This window comes from Enterobacter sp. CFEC122, assembly GCF_052983755.1.
Genome location: NZ_JBRIQR010000045.1, coordinates 1 through 17893, shown reverse-complemented (window position 1 = coordinate 17893; position 17893 = coordinate 1). Strand labels below are relative to the sequence as shown.

Sequence of the window (17893 nt, the reverse complement as noted above, 5' to 3'; positions counted from 1 at the left end):
GCGCACCTGTAGGCCGGGTAAGGCGAAGCCGCCACCCGGCAACGCGAACACCGCACCTTGTAGGCCGGGTAAGGCGAAGCCGCCACCCGGCAAAACAAATCGCGAGGCCAACATGATCCACGTACAAAACGTAAGTAAGACCTTTGTGCTCCACCAGCAAAACGGCGTGCGCCTGCCGGTGCTGCAAAATGCCTCGCTGGAGGTTAATCGCGGCGAATGCGTGGTGCTGCACGGCCACTCCGGCAGCGGAAAATCGACCCTGCTGCGCTCCCTCTACGCCAACTATCTGCCCGACGAAGGCCATATTCATATTCGCCACGGCGATGAATGGATCGACCTGGTGCAGGCCCCGGCGCGTAAGGTGCTGGAGGTGCGCCGCTCAACGATCGGCTGGGTGAGCCAGTTTCTGCGGGTGATCCCGCGGATCTCCGCCCTGGACGTGGTGATGCAGCCCCTGCTGGATCTTGGCGTGCCGCGCGAAACCTGTGCCGCCAAAGCCGCCAGCCTGCTGACGCGCCTGAACGTGCCCGAGCGCCTGTGGCACCTTGCCCCGTCGACCTTTTCCGGCGGAGAGCAGCAGCGCGTCAATATCGCCCGCGGCTTTATCGTCGACTACCCGATTTTACTTCTGGATGAACCCACCGCCTCGCTCGACACTAAAAACAGCGCGGCCGTGGTGGAGCTGATCGAACAGGCCAAAGCGCGCGGGGCGGCGATCGTCGGGATCTTCCACGACGAGAGCGTTCGCACCCGCGTCGCGGACAGGCTGCACCCAATGGGGGCTCCCGCATGATTATCAATAACGTCAAGCTGGTACTGGACAATGAGGTGGTTGACGGCTCGATTGAGATCCAGGACGGAACAATCCGCGCGTTTGCTGAAACCCAGAGCCGCTCGCCCGAGGCGATGGACGGTGAAGGCGGCTGGCTGCTGCCGGGGCTGATTGAGCTGCATACCGATAATCTGGACAAGTTCTTCACCCCCCGCCCGAAGGTGGACTGGCCCGCCCATTCGGCGATGAGCAGCCACGACGCGCTGATGGTCGCCAGCGGCATCACCACGGTGCTGGACGCGGTGGCGATTGGCGACGTGCGCGACGGCGGCGACCGTCTGGAGAACCTGGAGAAGATGATCAACGCCGTCGAGGAGACGCAAAAGCGCGGCCTCAACCGCGCCGAGCACCGCCTGCACCTGCGCTGCGAGCTACCGCACCACACCACCCTGCCGCTTTTTGAAAAGCTGGTCGGCCGCGAACCGGTGTCGCTGGTCTCCCTGATGGATCACTCCCCGGGGCAGCGTCAGTTCGCCAACATTGAAAAGTATCGCGAATACTATCAGGGCAAATATTCTCTCAGCGACGCGGAGATGGCCCGTTATGAAGAAGAGCAGCTGGCGCTTGCGGCACGGTGGTCGCAGCCTAACCGTCTCAGAATTGCGGCGATGTGCCGGGACCGCAATATCGCGCTGGCCAGCCATGACGATGCCACGCACGATCATGTCCTTGAATCCCACCATCTTGGCAGCGTGATCGCCGAATTCCCCACCACGTTCGAGGCAGCTGAAGCCTCCCGCAAGCACGGCATGAACGTCCTGATGGGCGCGCCGAACATCGTACGCGGCGGGTCGCACTCCGGCAACGTCGCGGCAAGCAAGCTCGCGTCCCTTGGCCTGCTGGATATACTCTCGTCCGACTATTACCCCGCCAGCCTGCTCGACGCGGCGTTCCGGGTGGCCGACGACGAGGGCAACCGCTTTACGCTTCCGCAGGCGATTCGCCTGGTGACGAAAAACCCGGCCTCGGCGCTAAATCTGCAGGATCGCGGCGAGATAGCCGAAGGCAAACGGGCGGATTTGGTGCTGGCCCACCGCAGGGGCGAGCACGTCCATATCGACCACGTCTGGCGTCAGGGAAAGAGGGTGTTCTGATGGGAAGACTTATCTGGTTAATGGGGCCGTCCGGCTCCGGTAAGGACAGCCTGCTGTCCGCCTTACGGCAGCAGGAGCATCCGCAACTGCTGGTGGCGCACCGGTACATTACCCGGTTGGCGAATGCGGGGAGTGAAAACCATATCGCCCTGAGCGAGCAGGAGTTTTTTACCCGTGCCGGGCAAAATCTGCTAGCGCTGAGCTGGCACGCCAACGGCTATTACTATGGGATCGGCATCGAGACCGATCTGTGGCTGCATGCGGGGTTCGACGTGCTGGTCAACGGTTCACGGGCGCACCTTTCGCAAGCGCGCGCCCGCTATGGGGCGGCCCTGCTGCCGGTTTGCCTGCAGGTTTCACCGGACGTCCTGCGCAGCCGGCTGCAGAGCCGGGGTCGTGAATCCGCCCGTGAGATCGATCAGCGGCTTGCGCGTGCGGCGCGCTACACCCCGTCCGACTGCCATATCCTTAATAACGACGGAAGTTTGCTACAGTCAGTCGAGACCTTTTTATCGCTTATCCGTCAGAAGGAGAAACAGCATGCCTGACTGCACGCTTCGCCCCGCCACCGCCGACGATGCGCAAATCGTCTATGCGTTAATCTGCGAATTAAAGCAGGCCGAATTTGATCGCCAGGCGTTTCACGCGGGCTATCTTGCCAATCTGCAGGATCACACCATGCGCTACCAGCTTGCCGAACTGGACGGGCAGGTCATCGGTATGATCGGCCTGCACATGCAGTTTCACCTCCACCACGCACGCTGGATCGGCGAGATCCAGGAGCTGGTGGTGATGCCGCAGGCGCGCGGGTTAAAGGTGGGCAGCCAGCTGCTGGCCTGGGCGGAAGGGGTGGCACGAGAGGCCGGCGCGGAGCTGACCGAACTCTCCACCAGCGTGAAGCGCGTGGACGCCCACCGTTTTTACGTCCGTGAAGGATATACGCAGAGCCATTTCCGATTCACCAAACCGCTGTAGAGGTGCGTTATGAGTCTGACAATCACGTTAACAGGAACCGGAAGCGCGCAACTCGTGCCGGTCTTTGGCTGCGACTGCGCGGCGTGCCGCCGGGCGCGCCTGCAGGAGACCTATCGCCGTCGCCCCTGTAGCGCGGTGGTCAAATTCAACCATGCGGTGACCCTGCTGGACGCCGGTATTCCACACCTGATGGACGACTGGGCTGCAGGCAACTTTCAGCAGTTTTTGCTGACCCATTACCATATGGATCACGTTCAGGGACTCTTCCCCCTGCGCTGGGGCGTGGGCGCGACGATTCCGGTTTACGGTCCGCCGGACGAAGCAGGATGCGACGACCTGTTTAAACATCCGGGGATTCTGGATTTCAGCCATACGGTCGAACCGTTTGTGATGTTTGAGCTTCAGGGTATGCGGGTTACGCCCCTGCCGCTCAACCATTCGAAACTGACCTTCGGGTATTTGCTGGAGTCGGCCCACAGCCGCGTGGCCTGGCTGTCCGATACCGCCGGGCTGCCGGAAAAAACGGTGAAGTTCCTGCTTAACAATCAGCCGCAGACGATGATTATCGACTGCAGCCACGAACCGCGCGACGAGACGCCGCGAAACCATTGCGACTTAAATACCGTGATGGCGTTAAACGAAGTGATTGGCTGCCCGCAGGTGATCCTGACGCACATCAGCCATCAGTTTGACGTGTGGATGATGGATAACCCGCTGCCTGACGGCATTGAAGCGGGGTATGACGGAATGGTGTTGGTTCTCGACTGAGTTTTGCCGGGTGGCGGCTGCGCCTTACCCGGCCTACGCGCCAGGGTTTTGTAGGCCTGCGTCAGCGAAGCGCCACCAGGCTTTAGCCTCGATCGTAATCGTCTTCCAACCTGCGCTCATCCTCTTCCAGACGGCGTCTGTCGTCATCCAGCTGGCGCTGACGCTCGTCTAAACGGCGGCGTCTGTCTTCAAGCTGCCGACGGCGATCGTCATACTGACGGCTATCCATGCGACGGTTATCGTCATAACGATCGTCATCATCGTTGCTGCGGCTGCTGCTGGGGTTATAGGCGTCGTTGATTGCCTGTTGAATATTGCCAATAGCATCATCAACGATATCGGCATGCGCCAGTTGGCTGGTGAGTGACAGCAGACCAAATAACAGAGCGGTAGAGTAACGTTTCATAAGGCCAGACTCGCAGGTGAACTGGCCTTAAGGTAATGAACAGCAGGGTGTGGGGGTAGCGGAGGAATCTCAAATTCAGTTATGTCCTGGGACTTCCATCAGTTGATTCGCACGCTGTTTATTTTCTGCGACCAGGACGATGCCGTAGCATTTTTGATCCGGCGAATGGCTCCAGATACGATCTTCGGGGATACACCCTCCGTCATAGATAACCTTGCTACCATCATACGGCCAAAATGCGCCCTGCTCGGTATCAAGAACAAATACAGCGATTTGGTCAGACTCGCGGGCAATTTTCTGCCAGAGCATCTTCCCACCCTCATATTGTTCAAAGTCGCTGACAAGTGTCACGCCACACTGTAATACCAGGGCTTCATACAGGCGAGTTGCCAGTCCCTTGTCACGCTCGGCGGGATCAACACAGATACCTTCTACCTGAATGACATTGGCATCTTCCCAACAGCGCTCGACGGCAATGATATCTTCACCCAAATGCGTTTTACGTTGTAAATCCAGGGCAGCAACAACCCGATGCCGGGGCACCCCATCGAAGGTTTCGATATCCGCTTCAATAATCGCAGCTCTTGGCGTCTGGCTATCAAAAATAACATGTAGCACTCGCCCGGAAAGCTCAAACTCATCAACGAGTTTAAACGACCTGGCAATTGTGCTCGGGCTGTATGTTGTAGGCATCACGATCATTTGTGAGTCCCCCTTTGTGAGTACCGGCATAATTCCTTTTATATCCCAATCTGCTAAATTTTGCGCAGATTAACATCACCGGCGTCAACGATGCTCTTGATGAAATCCTAAACAGGGGCATTTAAAAACATATTTTCCGCAGCGCCTGCGCCAGCTGCACCCGCGTAAACGGCTTGCGCAGTAGCTGAACGTCCGGCAGCTGAGGATTATGCGTGGGCCGTAAATCCTGTCCGCTGATCAGCAGCACCGGAAGCTGCGGATAGTGGCTGCGCACATGACTAATCACCTCGGCCCCGCTCAGGCTTCCGGGCAACATCAGGTCGCTGATAAACATACCAATACCCGGCGACGCCGCCAGCATGCTCAGCGCCTGCTCGCCGTTTTCCGCTTCGAGCGTCAGGTAGCCAAGCTGGTGCAGCTGCTCGCACAGGGTCTGACGGACATCAGCTTCATCTTCCAGCACCAGTACCAGCCGCTCGCTATCGACGGAGGCGGTGGCAGAGAGCGTTTCATCTTCAGGAACTACGGGTAGCGTCGATCGCGGAAGGTGAAGCCGGACGGTCGTCCCCTGCCCCGGCGCGCTCTCGATCTCCACGCGACCGCCGGACTGGCGGACAAAGCCGTAGACCATCGACAGGCCTAACCCGCTCCCGCTCCCGGTCTGTTTGGTGGTGAAGAACGGCTCAAAGACGCGGGATTTCACCTCCTGAGACATCCCGCAGCCGCGGTCAATGACCTCCAGTGCCACCATATCCTGCCTGCGCCCGTCGCTGCGGGTGACGCGCTGATTCCAGGTGCGGATTTTTATCACCCCGCTTTGCCCTTCCATTGCATCGCGCGCGTTCATCACCAGGTTTATGATGGCGTTTTCCAGCTGGCTAACGTCTATCCAGGCGGGCCATGCCGGGGATTGCGCTTCGATCTCCAGGGTCAGGGTGGCAGGGAGGGAGTGACGCAGCAGTTCCCGGAGGTTCTCCAGCAGCGGCTGCATCTCTACCGCATGCGGGGTCAGGGATTGCTTGCGGGAAAACGCCAGCAGGCGCTGGGTCAGCAAGGCGCCACGCTCGGCCGCCTTCAGCGCCCGGGTAATGCGCGGCGCGTCGTTTGATTCGGGGTCGGTCAGCTCAAGGCTGCCGATGATCACCGCCAGCAGGTTATTAAAATCATGCGCCAGCCCGCCCGTCAGCTGTCCGACGGCCTTCATTTTCTGGCTGTGCAGGAGCGCCTCTTCCAGCCCCTGACGCTCAATGCGGTCGATCTCCATCTGCGTGGTTTTTTCTTTCAGCAGACGCGTGGTGTGCTCAAGCGAGGCGGTGTTGCGGGCAAAAACGTTGAACGCGCGCGCCAGTTCACCCAGCTCATCACGCCGCTGCAGCGCGGGAACGGAAACATCCTGTTCGCCGTGCGCAAGGCGTGACATCGCCCGGGAAATGGCCGTCAGATTGGAGGCCAGATGGCGGTAGATATACCAGCAGGCACACCCGGTGATGATCAGCGCCAGCACGGCGAAAATGGTGATAAACACGCTGATGGATTGCAGTTCGTGATGGCTCTGGGCCGTGCGAAGCCGGGAGGCCTGCGCCACCTGCTCAACATATTGATTGATATCGCTGTTGAGGATCGCCACCAGCGCCTTGATGTGGAACATGTACCAGCTTATCGCCAGATCGCTCTCCTCCAGCTGCTTCGACAGCGGGGCGAGCTGACCTAGCTCGGCATTAAAATCAGGCAGAACCGCCTTCACAACCGGCTGTGCGGCACTCCGGGGCAGCGTTGCGGCCACCGCGTCCAGTTGCTGAACGGTTGCGCGCGGCGAAGGGGTATCGATGGCGGCGGCGATCAGCCGGTCCATCTCCATCAGCTGCTGCGCATCCGGTACGTTACTGTCATAACGGCGGTTGATGTCCTGCAGATGGCGCAGGTAGCTCTGGCTTTGGTACAGCGAGCTCAGCAGCGCGTTACGCTCCAGATGGCGTCGCTGTCCGCGCTCCAGCATCTCCGTCACGCTCTGCTGGAGCTCATTGCTTCGTTGAATAATACGCGCCACCAGCGCCGGCTCCTGCTGCGCCAGCGGCGCCTCCGCAAGCTGCTCCAGCGAGTGGCGCAGGGCCATTTGCGTCTGCTTCAGGCGCTCGGCTTCACCTTTATACTCGAGCGCCCCTACCACCTGCGAGAGCCGCACCGCCGCCGTTGCCACGCTGGCGGTGTCGCGGGCCAGGTTCATGCTGCCGGTCATGTCGTCCAGCGTTTGCTGCTGGACCTGCTCCTGGATTTGGCTGGCGTGGCGGAAGCCGAGCACCGCCACGCCGCTCACCATCAGCGTCACGGCGACCACCAGCAGATTGAAAATCAGCAGGCGGCCTCGGGCGCTGGCGAAGAATGGGGGGCGTGATGGCATGGGGTTGGGCTCCTGTGCGGTTTGGTGCCCTCACCCTGGCCCTCTCCCACAGGGAGAGGGAAAAGGAAAATGTGATGGCGATTAGCTATTCATAACTATGACAAATATGAACAGCTTCTGACATTTTGCATTTACGCACCTGTGATGAAGTGCAGAAATCGGCATTCACAGGAGATCCGCCATGAGCAGAACCCCGGTATTAGAGATGCGCAGCATTGCCAAAACGTTTGGCAGTTTCCACGCGCTCAAGGGTGTGGATTTGACGGTCTTTGCCGGTGAGATCCACGCGCTGATGGGTGAAAACGGTGCAGGCAAAAGCACGCTGATGAAAATCCTTGCGGGCGCCTATACCGCCACCGGCGGCGAGATCCTGATCGACGGCCAGCCGTTTCACATTAAAGGGCCGAAGGATGCGCTGGCCGCAGGCATCACGCTGATTTACCAGGAGATGCAGCTCGCGCCCAATCTGACCGTAGCCGAAAATATCTTCCTCGGCAGCGAGCTGTCGCGCGGCGGGCTGGTCCAGCGCAAGGAGATGGCCGCCCAGGCGCAGGCGGTGATTGACCGCCTCGGCGCGCAGTTTAGCGCCACCGATCTGGTGATGAAGCTCACCATCGCCGAACAGCAGCAGGTGGAAATTGCTCGCGCGCTGCACCGCAACAGCCGCATTCTGGTGATGGATGAACCCACAGCCGCCCTCTCCTCCCGCGAAACCCATCGCCTGTTTGAACTGATTTTGCGCCTGCGCGATGAAGGGATGGCGATCATCTATATCAGCCACCGCATGGCGGAGGTCTATGAACTCTCTGACCGCGTCAGCGTTCTGCGCGACGGGCAGTACGTCGGGAGCCTGACGCGCGACAAGCTGAACGCGTCGGAACTGGTGAAGATGATGGTGGGCCGCCCGCTAAGCGACCTGTTCAACAAGGAGCGTGATATTCCCCTCGGCAGTCCGCGTCTCAACGTCCACCATCTCACCGACGGTAAAAAAGTACAGCCGTGCAGCCTGCAGGTGCGTTCCGGCGAAATCGTCGGGCTGGCGGGACTGGTCGGGGCCGGACGTTCCGAGCTGGCACAGCTTATCTTCGGCGTGCGTAAAGCCACGGGCGGCATGATTGAGGTCGACGGCGAGCCGGTGGTGATCCACTCCCCGCGCGCGGCCATCGAAAACGGCATCGGTTTTCTCACCGAGAACCGCAAGGAGCAGGGGCTGTTTCTGGAGCTGGCGGCGCAGGAGAACATCACTATGGCGACGCTGGAGCGCGACGCCACCTTCGGCTGGCTGAACCGCAAAAAAGCCCAGTCCATTTCCGATGACGCCATTGCCCTGCTCAATATCCGCGTGCCCCATTCGCAGGTGCGCGCAGGCGGTCTTTCCGGCGGCAACCAGCAAAAACTGCTCATCTCCCGCTGGGTCGCCATCGGCCCACGCATTCTGATTCTGGACGAACCCACGCGCGGCGTGGACGTCGGCGCAAAAAGCGAGATCTACCGCATCATGAACCAGATGGCGCGCAAAGGGGTGGCGATCCTGATGATCTCCAGCGAGCTGCCGGAAGTGGTGGGCATGAGCGACCGGGTTTACGTGATGCGGGAAGGCAGCATCGCGGGCGAGCTTCACGGGCGTGACATCTCTCAGGAAAACATTATGACGCTGGCAACCGGCGTGAACGACACTCATCATCAGGCGGTGCAATCATGACAACTCCAACCCATCCGCAGCAGGTGGCGAAATCCGCCTCCGCCAAAAAAATGCTGATGAGCGATCTGATGCAAACGGTCGGTATTTTGCCGATTCTGATCCTGATCGTGGCGGTTTTTGGCTTTATTGCGCCCAACTTCTTCACTGAGAGCAACCTGCTCAACATCACCCGTCAGGCGTCGATCAACATCGTGCTGGCGGCGGGAATGACCTTTATTATCCTCACCGGCGGGATTGACCTCTCGGTGGGGTCGATTCTCGGCACCACGGCGGTGGCGGCGATGGTGGTGTCGCTCATTCCCGAATTCGCCGGGCTGTCCATTCCGGCCGCGCTGATGCTCGGCATGGTGCTGGGCCTGTTCAACGGCGCGCTGGTGGCCTTTGCCGGGCTGCCCCCCTTCATCGTCACGCTCGGCACCTATACGGCGCTGCGCGGCGCGGCTTATCTGCTGGCCGACGGCACCACGGTCATTAACTCCAACATCAACTTCGAGTGGATCGGCAATAACTACCTCGGCCCGATCCCCTGGCTGGTGGCGATCGCCCTGGCGGTCATTGTGGTGTGCTGGTTCATCCTGCGCCGCACCACGCTCGGCGTTCACATCTACGCCGTGGGCGGCAACATGCAGGCGGCGCGCTTAACGGGCATTAAGGTCTGGCTGGTGCTGCTGTTTGTCTACGGCATGAGCGGCCTGCTCTCCGGCCTCGGCGGCGTCATGAGTGCCTCACGCCTGTACAGTGCCAACGGCAACCTCGGCACGGGTTACGAGCTGGATGCAATTGCGGCGGTGATCCTCGGCGGCACCAGCTTCGTCGGCGGGATCGGCACGATCACCGGCACGCTGGTCGGTGCCTTGATCATCGCCACCCTCAACAACGGCATGACGCTGATGGGCGTCTCCTACTTCTGGCAGCTGGTGATCAAAGGGGCGGTGATCATCATTGCGGTGCTGATCGACAAATACCGTACCCGACACCATCAAAGTGCATAACAACAATACCCTACGAGTGAGGAAGACAAGATGCGTTTGAAACCCTTAGTGACCGCGCTCTGTGCTGGCGCGCTGCTTGCCGCAACGCCGTTTGCGCAGGCGAAAGATCTGAAGTCCATCGGCGTGACGGTGGGCGACCTGGCTAACCCGTTCTTCGTGCAGATCACCAAAGGTGCCGAGCTGGAAGCGCGCAAGCTGGCGGGCGATAACGTCAAGGTGACGCTGGTCTCCAGCGGGTACGATCTGGGCCAGCAGGTGGCGCAGATCGACAACTTCATTGCCGCGAAAGTGGACATGATCATCCTCAACGCCGCGGACTCCAAAGGGATCGGCCCGGCGGTGAAGCGCGCGAAGGACGCCGGGATTGTGGTCGTGGCGGTCGACGTGGCGGCGGAAGGGGCTGATGCCACCATCACCTCCGATAACACCCAGGCGGGTGAGATGGCCTGTAAGTACATTACCGACCGCCTGAAAGGGAAAGGCAACGTGGTGATCATCAACGGACCGCCAGTCTCTGCGGTACAAAACCGCGTAGAAGGGTGCCAGACGGAGTTCAAAAAACATCCGGATATCAAGGTGCTCTCGGATAACCAGAACGCCAAGGGCAGTCGTGAAGGCGGTCTGGAAGTCATGACCTCCCTGCTGGCGGCCAATCCGAAGATCGACGGCGTGTTTGCGATTAACGATCCGACCGCGATCGGCGCCGATCTGGCCGCGAAACAGGCTCAGCGCAATGAGTTCTTTATCGTTGGCGTGGATGGATCGCCGGACGGTGAGGAAGCGCTGAAGCGTGAAAACTCGCTGTTTGTGGCAACCCCGGCGCAGGATCCGCAGGTCATGGCGGCAAAGGCGGTGGAGATCGGCTATGACATTCTCCAGGGCAAACCCGCGCCGAAAGCGCCCGTGCTGATCCCGGTGACGATGATCGATAAAAAGAACGTCGGTACCTATAAGGGTTGGACGGTTAAATGATCCTTTTCCCTCTCCCGCAGGGAGAGGGAACTGTTTTCAAGGAGTCCCCATGAAACGCTCCGACATTAATGAAATCCTCGGCCACACGCGGCAGTTTTTCTCCATGCACGACGTTCATCTCCCGCCTTTTGCCAGCTTTCCGCCAACGAAATGGCAGCAGCTTGACCAGGCCGCATGGCAGGAAGTGTTCGACCTCAAGCTCGGCTGGGACGTGACGGCGTTCGGCGGCAACAACTTTGCCGCTGAGGGTCTGACGCTGTTTACCCTGCGCAACGGCTCGCCCAACGGCGTGCCTTATGAAAAAAGCTATGCCGAAAAAATCATGCACGTGCGCGACGGCCAGGTGACGCCGATGCATTTTCACTGGCGCAAGCGCGAAGACATCATCAACCGGGGCGGCGGGAATCTGATCATTGAGTTATGGAATGCCGGAGCGCATGAAGAGACGGAAAACACCGACGTGACCGTCACCGTCGACGGCTGCCGCCAGACCCACGCCCCCGGCAGCCAGCTCCGCCTCACGCCAGGGGAAAGCATCTGCCTGACGCCCACTCTTTACCATAGCTTCTGGGGGGAACGCGGCTTCGGCGACGTGCTGGTGGGGGAAGTCTCCTCGGTTAATGACGATGAACACGACAACCACTTTTTGCAGCCGGTTGCCCGCTATAACAACATCGAAGAAGACGAACCGGCGCTGCTGGTGCTGTGCAACGAGTACAACCTGTTCCGGATATAAGGGGTGAATGATGCCATTGATTTCTCTTGCCGACGGTCTTGCGCACGCCAGACAACACCGCTATGCGCTGGGCGCGTTTAACGTGCTCGACTCCCACTTCCTGCGCGCGCTGTTCGCCGCCGCAAAGCAGGAACGCTCGCCGTTTATCATCAACATCGCGGAAGTACATTTTAAGTACGTGTCGCTGGATTCCCTTGTCGAAGCGGTGAAGTTCGAGGCCGCTCGCCACGCTATTCCCGTGGTGCTCAACCTCGACCACGGCCTGCATTATGACGCCGTCGTGCGCGCCCTGCGCTTAGGGTTCAGCTCCGTGATGTTCGATGGCTCTACGCTGAGCTATGAGGAAAATGTTCGCCAGACGCGGGAAGTGGTGAAGATGTGCCATGCGGTGGGCGTCTCCGTGGAGGCAGAGCTGGGCGCGGTCGGGGGGGATGAAGGGGGCGCGCTTTACGGACATGCGGATGAAGCCTTCTTCACCGATCCGCAGCTGGCGCGCGAATTTGTTGATTCAACCGGCATCGACGCGCTGGCCGTCGCCATCGGCAACGCACACGGCAAGTATAAAGGCGAGCCGAAGCTCGATTTCCCGCGTCTGGACGCCATTCGTCAGCAGACGGGGCTGCCGCTGGTTTTACACGGCGGCTCCGGGATTAGCGATGCCGACTTCCGCCGCGCCATCGAGCTGGGCATTCATAAAATCAATTTCTATACCGGCATGTCGCAGGCCGCGCTCGCCGCCGTGGAGCAGCGCATGGCGAACCGCCTGCCGCTGTACGACGAGTTTGCCGAACTGCTGCTCGGCATTGAAGAAGCGATTACCGATACGGTCGCCGAACAGATGCGCATCTTCGGCAGCGCGGGGCAGGCATGATGGAACGCAAAGGCATCATCGCCGCAGGCAATATGCTGGTGGACCACGTCCACCAGATCGTGCAGTGGCCGGAGCGCGGCTGGCTGGCGGAAATCACCCATAGCGAACGCTCAACCGGCGGCGCGCCGCTCAACGTCCTGCTGACGCTGGCAAAAATGCACGTTGGCCTGCCGCTGCAGGCGGTGGGGCTGATTGGCGAAGACGGCGACGGGGACTACATTCTGGCGATGCTCGACCAGTACCACGTCAACCGCCAGCGCGTACAGCGCACCACCTTTGCGCCAACCTCCATGTCGCAGGTGATGACCGACCCCAGCGGACAGCGCACCTTTTTCCACTCGCCGGGGGCCAACCGCCTGCTGGATCTTCCCGCCTTCGATCGCTTAGACGGATCGATGAAGATCTTCCATCTCGGCTATCTCCTTCTGCTCGACAGCCTGGATATGCCCGATGACGAGTTCGGCACCCGCAGCGCGCGGCTGCTGGCGCAGATGCGCGACCAGGGGTATGAAACCTCGCTCGATCTGGTTTCCCGCAAGGGCGACCCGCGCTATCAGCCGCTGGTGCTCCCTGCCCTTCGCCATCTCGACTATCTGGTGATTAACGAGCTGGAGGCCGGTGAGTTTAGCGGCCTGACAATGCGTGACGAAAACGACGCCCCGCACATTGCCCATATCGCGGACGCCGCGGCGCAGCTGCTGGCGGCCGGCGTACGCCAGCGGGTGGTGATCCACTGTCCGGAAGGCGCATGGGGAGAAGCGCGCGGTGAAGAGGGTCGCTGGATCCCGTCATGGATGCTGGAGCAGGAAGAGATTATTGGCAGCGTCGGCGCGGGCGATGCCTTTTGCACGGGCTTTTTATACGGCTGCCATGAATCGCTCCCGCTGACAGAAAGTATTTATCTGGCGCACGCCTGCGCGCGGGCAAGCCTGCTGGCCGCCAATGCGATTGACGGCGCAAAAACGCTGGCCGAGCTGCAGGCGTTTATTCGCGAGAGCATTTAATTTAACAATAATTGCGATTTTTCGTTACAGTTCTATGAATTTTATATTCCCGAACTACACTCTCTCCATCTGGCATATTCGGCGTGGGCAGCACTCTGTCCGCACGCTTTTCCGAAATGAGATAGAAAGAGGACAAGGGAAAAATGTTCGCAGTCATCATCATCGGTATTTTCATTATCAGCGTTATTTATGCGCATTCCCGCGGCAAAGAAAAACAGACGCTTTCCCGTCAGCTCTTCGACCATTCGACGTTTATGGCGCCCATCAATATGTTTATGACGGCGTTTTCTTCCCTGCCCGCCAGGCAGCCTTTCTTTGAAACAGAGCGCTTCCCGGAATTAAATAAGCTGACGGAAAACTGGCTGGTTATTCGCGAAGAGGCGCTGCGTTTGCAGCATCATATTAAGGCAGCGGAAAATAATAACGACGCCGGCTTTAACACCTTTTTTAAACGCGGCTGGAAACGTTTTTATCTGAAGTGGTATGCCGATGCCCATCCCTCCGCGCAGTCTTTATGCCCGGTGACGACCCGGCTGGTGAGTGAAATCCCTTCGGTGAAGGCGGCCATGTTTGCCGAGCTGCCGGCGGGTGCAAAGCTTGGCAAGCACCGGGATCCGTATGCGGGCTCGGTTCGTTACCATCTGGGCTTATTCACCCCGAATGACGATCGCTGCTTTATTGAAGTCGACGGGCAGCGCCACAGCTGGCGGGATGGTGAAGCCGTTATTTTTGATGAGACCTACGTCCACTGGGCAGAAAATAAATCGGATCAAACGCGCATTATTCTCTTCTGCGATATCGAGCGTCCGATGAAATGGCGCTGGGCGCAGGCGGTTAACCATTGGGTGGGAACCACGCTGATGTCTGCGGCCAGCTCACCGAATGACGAGAATGACAGCACCGGCAGCATTAACCGCATTTTTAAATACGTTCATGCGAGCCGCGAACGGGGGCAGCGCCTGAAAAAAAGGAACCGTAAGGCCTATTACGCCCTCAAGTATTTGTGCATCATTGCGATTTTTGCCGCCATCATTGTTCCGGCGATAACGTAAGCCTTATGCCGCCTGTTCGGGCCGGCTCACGTCAGTGGCAAACACGTAACCCAACCCGCGGATGGTTTTGATGAGCGCAGGCTGATGCGGGTTAGCCTCTATTTTCCGGCGCAGGCGCATGATCAGCACGTCAATCGTGCGGTCGAACACGTCGGCGCTTTCGCTGTGGGTCAGCTCAAGCAGCCGATCGCGGCTCAGCACCCGGCGGGCATTTTGCGTGAGCGCCAGCAGCAGGCCGTACTCGCCCTGGGTTAAGGGCACGGTATTACGCTGCGGATCAATCAGCTCACAGCGGGTGGTATCAAGCGTCCATCCATTAAACGCAATGCCCGCGACGGGCGCTGCGGGGGCTTCTGCCGCCAGCGCGCCCGTTCGGCGCAACACCGCTTTCACCCGGGCGACCACCACGCGCGGGTTGAACGGTTTGCCAATATAATCGTCGGCCCCCATCTCCAGCCCCACCACCACGTCTGACTCACTGCCCAGGCCGGTTAACATCACAACCGGTAGCGCCGGACGCTGCTTTTGCAGCTGCAGCAGAACCTGCAGGCCGTTGATATCCGGCAGCATCATATCCAGCAGCACAAGCGCGATATTCGGCTCCTGCTGAACCTGGCGCAGCGCATCCTGGCCGTTATGGCAGACAAGCACGCTAAAGACGTGCTCGCTCAGCACGTCCTGAAGCAGTTCGCAGACTGCCGTATCGTCATCAACCACCAGAATCGCCGGTTTCATCGTATGCTTCCGTCAGGGGATTATGTTAAGTCTGAACTATTCTGCCGTCGGCTCCAGTCAAAAGGTTTTTTCAGTGACGGAAATTCAACCCATGTCACATCCGCTGCCCTGTCGACACGTCAATTTTGACGATTGACTGCTTTTTGTCAGGGTTTTCACCCCGGATGGGCCGTAAAGTCAGGGAATACCCATACAAAAAACATGGCATAGAAGCTGCATAGTGGGTGCGAACGATTCGATTAACTGGAGCAGACTGATGAAAAAAGTCGTCACGGTTTGCCCTTATTGTGCCTCAGGTTGCAAGATCCACCTGGTGGTCGATAACGGCAAAATCGTCCGGGCGGAGGCCGCGCAGGGGAAAACCAACCAGGGCACGCTGTGCCTGAAAGGGTACTACGGCTGGGATTTTATTAACGATACCCAAATTCTTACCCCGCGCCTGAAAACCCCTATGATCCGCCGCGAGCGCGGCGGCAAGCTGGAAGCCGTCTCCTGGAACGAGGCGCTGGATTATGTCGCCACGCGCCTGAGTGCCATTAAGGCCAAGTATGGCCCGGATGCCATCCAGACCACCGGCTCTTCCCGCGGGACGGGAAATGAAACCAACTATGTGATGCAAAAATTCGCGCGCGCCGTTATTGGTACCAATAACGTCGACTGCTGCGCTCGCGTCTGACACGGCCCATCGGTTGCAGGTCTGCACCAGTCGGTCGGTAACGGCGCAATGAGTAATGCCATCAACGAGATAGATAATACCGATCTCGTTTTCATCTTTGGTTATAACCCGGCGGATTCTCACCCTATCGTCGCGAACCACGTTATTCGCGCTAAACAGAATGGGGCGAAAATCATCGTCTGCGATCCGCGCAAAATTGAAACCGCGCGCATTGCGGATATGCACATTGCATTGAAAAACGGCTCAAACATCGCGCTGTTGAACGCAATGGGGCACGTCATTATTGAGGAGAACCTGTACGACCAGGGGTTTGTCGCGACCCGTACAGAAGGCTTTGAAGAGTATAAGAAAATAGTCGAGGGCTATACGCCTGAATCCGTCGAAGCGATAACCGGCGTCAGCGCGCAGGAGATTCGTCAGGCGGCCAGAATGTATGCCGGGGCAAAAACCGCCGCCATTCTCTGGGGTATGGGCGTGACCCAGTTCTACCAGGGCGTGGAAACCGTGCGCTCGCTCACCAGCCTCGCGATGCTGACCGGTAATCTGGGTAAAGCCCACGTTGGCGTGAACCCGGTGCGCGGTCAGAATAACGTGCAGGGCGCCTGCGATATGGGCGCGCTGCCGGATACTTATCCGGGCTACCAGTACGTGAAGTTCCCGGAAAACCGCGCCAAGTTCGCGAAGGCGTGGGGCGTGGAAAGCCTGCCGGAACATACCGGGTATCGCATCAGCGAGCTGCCGCACCGCGCGGCGCATGGCGAAGTGCGTGCGGCCTATATCATGGGTGAAGATCCGCTTCAGACCGACGCCGAGCTTTCTGCAGTGCGTAAAGGGTTTGAGGATCTGGAGCTGGTGATTGTCCAGGATATCTTCATGACCAAAACCGCGGCGGCGGCGGATGTCATTTTACCGTCGACCTCCTGGGGCGAGCATGAAGGCGTCTACACGGCAGCCGACCGCGGCTTCCAGCGCTTCTTCAAGGCGGTCGAGCCGAAGTGGGATCTGAAAACGGACTGGCAGATCATCAGTGAAATCGCCACCCGCATGGGCTACCCGATGCACTACAACAACACCCAGGAGATCTGGGATGAGTTGCGCAGCCTGTGTCCGGACTTCTACGGCGCCACCTATGAAAAAATGGGCGAGCTGGGCTACATCCAGTGGCCGTGCCGGGACGAGTCGGAGGCCGATCAGGGGACGTCCTATCTCTTTAAGGAGAAATTCGACACCCCGAACGGGCTGGCGCAGTTCTTCACCTGCGACTGGGTCGCGCCGATCGATAAACTCACCGATGAGTATCCGATGGTGCTCTCCACCGTACGCGAAGTGGGCCACTACTCCTGTCGTTCGATGACCGGCAACTGCGCCGCGCTGGCCGCGCTGGCGGACGAGCCCGGCTACGCGCAAATCAACACCGCCGATGCGCAGCGCCTTGGTATTGAGGACGAGGCGCTGGTGTGGGTGAACTCGCGCAAAGGACGGATTATCACCCGTGCGCAGGTCAGCGATCGTCCAAACAAAGGGGCGGTCTATATGACCTACCAGTGGTGGATTGGTGCCTGTAACGAGCTGGTGACCGAGAACTTAAGCCCGATAACCAAAACGCCGGAGTATAAATACTGCGCCGTAAACGTTGAGCCGATTGCGGATCAGCACGCCGCGGAACAGTATGTGATCGACGAATATAACAAGCTAAAAGCCCGACTGCGCGAAAGCGCAATGGGTTGAAGCCGTTAATTCATCGATGAATAAAGGGAGTGAAATATTCACTCCCTTTTTATTTTCTATTAATTCATAAGAAATAGAAATTATCATTCTGGAAAGCGGCTCGCAGAAATAATGTAATTTTCGCGAAAAGGAATTACATCTTTGCATTTTAATTCAGAGGGATAAGATGTGCGGCGGGTGCTTAAGACTTTCTGTCTTGAGCATTGTTGAGGGACAGAAAGTGGAAAGCCCCGGGAAATTTGCATTCACC

The 17893-nt window shown here is 59.0% G+C and carries 17 protein-coding genes; 13 read left to right on the top strand and 4 right to left on the bottom strand.

What is annotated here, in order from left to right:
- Window positions 1-112 precede the first annotated feature (112 nt).
- From phnL to phnP, 5 genes are read left to right on the top strand one after another with little or no spacing between them, the layout of a single operon-like run.
- The gene (gene phnL / locus ACVCAM_RS22540) at window positions 113-793 is read left to right on the top strand and encodes a phosphonate C-P lyase system protein PhnL (RefSeq protein WP_025912330.1); all 681 of its coding nucleotides are present in this window, start codon (window positions 113-115) and stop codon (window positions 791-793) included.
- Complete coding sequence (gene phnM, locus ACVCAM_RS22535) at window positions 790-1926, top strand: alpha-D-ribose 1-methylphosphonate 5-triphosphate diphosphatase (protein WP_025912331.1); 1137 nt, start codon at window positions 790-792, stop codon at window positions 1924-1926. The genes phnL and phnM overlap by 4 nt, the downstream gene beginning before the upstream one ends.
- Window positions 1923-2474, top strand: coding sequence for a ribose 1,5-bisphosphokinase (gene phnN, locus ACVCAM_RS22530; protein WP_407223774.1), 552 nt, complete (start codon window positions 1923-1925; stop codon window positions 2472-2474). Before phnM ends, phnN begins: the two co-directional genes overlap by 4 nt.
- Complete coding sequence (gene phnO / locus ACVCAM_RS22525; protein WP_025912332.1) at window positions 2467-2901, top strand: aminoalkylphosphonate N-acetyltransferase; 435 nt, start codon at window positions 2467-2469, stop codon at window positions 2899-2901. The genes phnN and phnO overlap by 8 nt, the downstream gene beginning before the upstream one ends.
- A gap of 9 nt (window positions 2902-2910) precedes the next feature.
- Window positions 2911-3669, top strand: coding sequence for a phosphonate metabolism protein PhnP (gene phnP, locus ACVCAM_RS22520; protein ID WP_025912333.1), 759 nt, complete (start codon window positions 2911-2913; stop codon window positions 3667-3669).
- Between the two features lie 82 nt (window positions 3670-3751).
- On the opposite strand, the gene yjdP is transcribed toward phnP, so the two are convergent.
- The 3 genes from yjdP to ACVCAM_RS22505 form a co-directional block, all read right to left on the bottom strand.
- Window positions 3752-4075 (bottom strand): DDRRRQL repeat protein YjdP, encoded by a 324-nt coding sequence (gene yjdP / locus ACVCAM_RS22515; RefSeq protein ID WP_021242926.1) that lies wholly within the window; start codon window positions 4073-4075, stop codon window positions 3752-3754.
- Window positions 4076-4150: 75 nt separating this feature from the next.
- Window positions 4151-4777: a GNAT family N-acetyltransferase gene (locus ACVCAM_RS22510; protein WP_008500049.1), complete on the bottom strand. Its 627-nt coding sequence runs from the start codon at window positions 4775-4777 to the stop codon at window positions 4151-4153.
- 121 nt (window positions 4778-4898) lie between these two features.
- Entirely contained in the window at window positions 4899-7175 is a 2277-nt protein-coding gene (locus ACVCAM_RS22505; protein ID WP_025912334.1) for an ATP-binding protein, read from the bottom strand.
- 181 nt (window positions 7176-7356) lie between these two features.
- Between ACVCAM_RS22505 and ACVCAM_RS22500 the strand changes: the two genes are divergently transcribed.
- The 7 genes from ACVCAM_RS22500 (at window position 7357) to lpxO (ending at window position 14504) form a co-directional block, all read left to right on the top strand.
- A complete protein-coding gene (locus ACVCAM_RS22500; RefSeq protein WP_021242933.1) occupies window positions 7357-8877 on the top strand; it encodes a sugar ABC transporter ATP-binding protein in 1521 nt (506 codons plus the stop codon).
- The gene (locus ACVCAM_RS22495; protein ID WP_008500046.1) at window positions 8874-9869 is read left to right on the top strand and encodes an ABC transporter permease subunit; all 996 of its coding nucleotides are present in this window, start codon (window positions 8874-8876) and stop codon (window positions 9867-9869) included. Before ACVCAM_RS22500 ends, ACVCAM_RS22495 begins: the two co-directional genes overlap by 4 nt.
- Window positions 9870-9899: 30 nt before the next feature.
- A complete protein-coding gene (locus ACVCAM_RS22490; RefSeq protein ID WP_021242935.1) occupies window positions 9900-10841 on the top strand; it encodes an ABC transporter substrate-binding protein in 942 nt (313 codons plus the stop codon).
- Window positions 10842-10890: 49 nt separating this feature from the next.
- A complete protein-coding gene (locus ACVCAM_RS22485) occupies window positions 10891-11577 on the top strand; it encodes a D-lyxose/D-mannose isomerase (protein WP_023293504.1) in 687 nt (228 codons plus the stop codon).
- Between the two features lie 10 nt (window positions 11578-11587).
- Window positions 11588-12448 (top strand): ketose 1,6-bisphosphate aldolase, encoded by an 861-nt coding sequence (locus ACVCAM_RS22480; protein ID WP_248226234.1) that lies wholly within the window; start codon window positions 11588-11590, stop codon window positions 12446-12448.
- Window positions 12445-13452 carry a carbohydrate kinase family protein gene (locus tag ACVCAM_RS22475; protein ID WP_407222978.1) on the top strand — a complete coding sequence of 336 codons (1008 nt, stop codon included), beginning with the start codon at window positions 12445-12447 and terminating at the stop codon, window positions 13450-13452. The genes ACVCAM_RS22480 and ACVCAM_RS22475 overlap by 4 nt, the downstream gene beginning before the upstream one ends.
- 143 nt (window positions 13453-13595) lie before the next feature.
- On the top strand, window positions 13596-14504 hold the full coding sequence (gene lpxO, locus ACVCAM_RS22470) for a lipid A hydroxylase LpxO (protein ID WP_407222977.1): 909 nt from the start codon (window positions 13596-13598) through the stop codon (window positions 14502-14504).
- Between the two features lie 3 nt (window positions 14505-14507).
- Here lpxO and ACVCAM_RS22465 read toward each other — a convergent pair whose 3' ends face one another.
- A complete protein-coding gene (locus tag ACVCAM_RS22465) occupies window positions 14508-15239 on the bottom strand; it encodes a response regulator (RefSeq protein WP_021242940.1) in 732 nt (243 codons plus the stop codon).
- 256 nt (window positions 15240-15495) lie between these two features.
- Between ACVCAM_RS22465 and fdhF the strand changes: the two genes are divergently transcribed.
- Window positions 15496-17643, top strand: a complete 2148-nt coding sequence (gene fdhF, locus ACVCAM_RS22460; RefSeq protein ID WP_407222976.1) for a formate dehydrogenase subunit alpha — start codon at window positions 15496-15498, stop codon at window positions 17641-17643.
- Window positions 17644-17893: the final 250 nt, after the last annotated feature.

What these genes read in the sequence shown, in the direction of transcription:
- ACVCAM_RS22495 (WP_008500046.1), top strand. Translation starts at nt 8,874, where the DNA reads ATGACAACTCCAACCCATCCGCAGCAGGTGGCGAAATCCGCCTCCGCC.
- ACVCAM_RS22490 (WP_021242935.1), top strand. Translation starts at nt 9,900, where the DNA reads ATGCGTTTGAAACCCTTAGTGACCGCGCTCTGTGCTGGCGCGCTGCTT.
- ACVCAM_RS22480 (WP_248226234.1), top strand. Translation starts at nt 11,588, where the DNA reads ATGCCATTGATTTCTCTTGCCGACGGTCTTGCGCACGCCAGACAACAC.
- ACVCAM_RS22465 (WP_021242940.1), bottom strand. Translation starts at nt 15,239, where the DNA reads ATGAAACCGGCGATTCTGGTGGTTGATGACGATACGGCAGTCTGCGAA.
- ACVCAM_RS22500 (WP_021242933.1), top strand. Translation starts at nt 7,357, where the DNA reads ATGAGCAGAACCCCGGTATTAGAGATGCGCAGCATTGCCAAAACGTTT.
- ACVCAM_RS22505 (WP_025912334.1), bottom strand. Translation starts at nt 7,175, where the DNA reads ATGCCATCACGCCCCCCATTCTTCGCCAGCGCCCGAGGCCGCCTGCTG.
- phnO (WP_025912332.1), top strand. Translation starts at nt 2,467, where the DNA reads ATGCCTGACTGCACGCTTCGCCCCGCCACCGCCGACGATGCGCAAATC.
- yjdP (WP_021242926.1), bottom strand. Translation starts at nt 4,075, where the DNA reads ATGAAACGTTACTCTACCGCTCTGTTATTTGGTCTGCTGTCACTCACC.
- phnL (WP_025912330.1), top strand. Translation starts at nt 113, where the DNA reads ATGATCCACGTACAAAACGTAAGTAAGACCTTTGTGCTCCACCAGCAA.
- ACVCAM_RS22510 (WP_008500049.1), bottom strand. Translation starts at nt 4,777, where the DNA reads ATGATCGTGATGCCTACAACATACAGCCCGAGCACAATTGCCAGGTCG.
- phnP (WP_025912333.1), top strand. Translation starts at nt 2,911, where the DNA reads ATGAGTCTGACAATCACGTTAACAGGAACCGGAAGCGCGCAACTCGTG.
- ACVCAM_RS22485 (WP_023293504.1), top strand. Translation starts at nt 10,891, where the DNA reads ATGAAACGCTCCGACATTAATGAAATCCTCGGCCACACGCGGCAGTTT.
- ACVCAM_RS22475 (WP_407222978.1), top strand. Translation starts at nt 12,445, where the DNA reads ATGATGGAACGCAAAGGCATCATCGCCGCAGGCAATATGCTGGTGGAC.
- phnM (WP_025912331.1), top strand. Translation starts at nt 790, where the DNA reads ATGATTATCAATAACGTCAAGCTGGTACTGGACAATGAGGTGGTTGAC.
- lpxO (WP_407222977.1), top strand. Translation starts at nt 13,596, where the DNA reads ATGTTCGCAGTCATCATCATCGGTATTTTCATTATCAGCGTTATTTAT.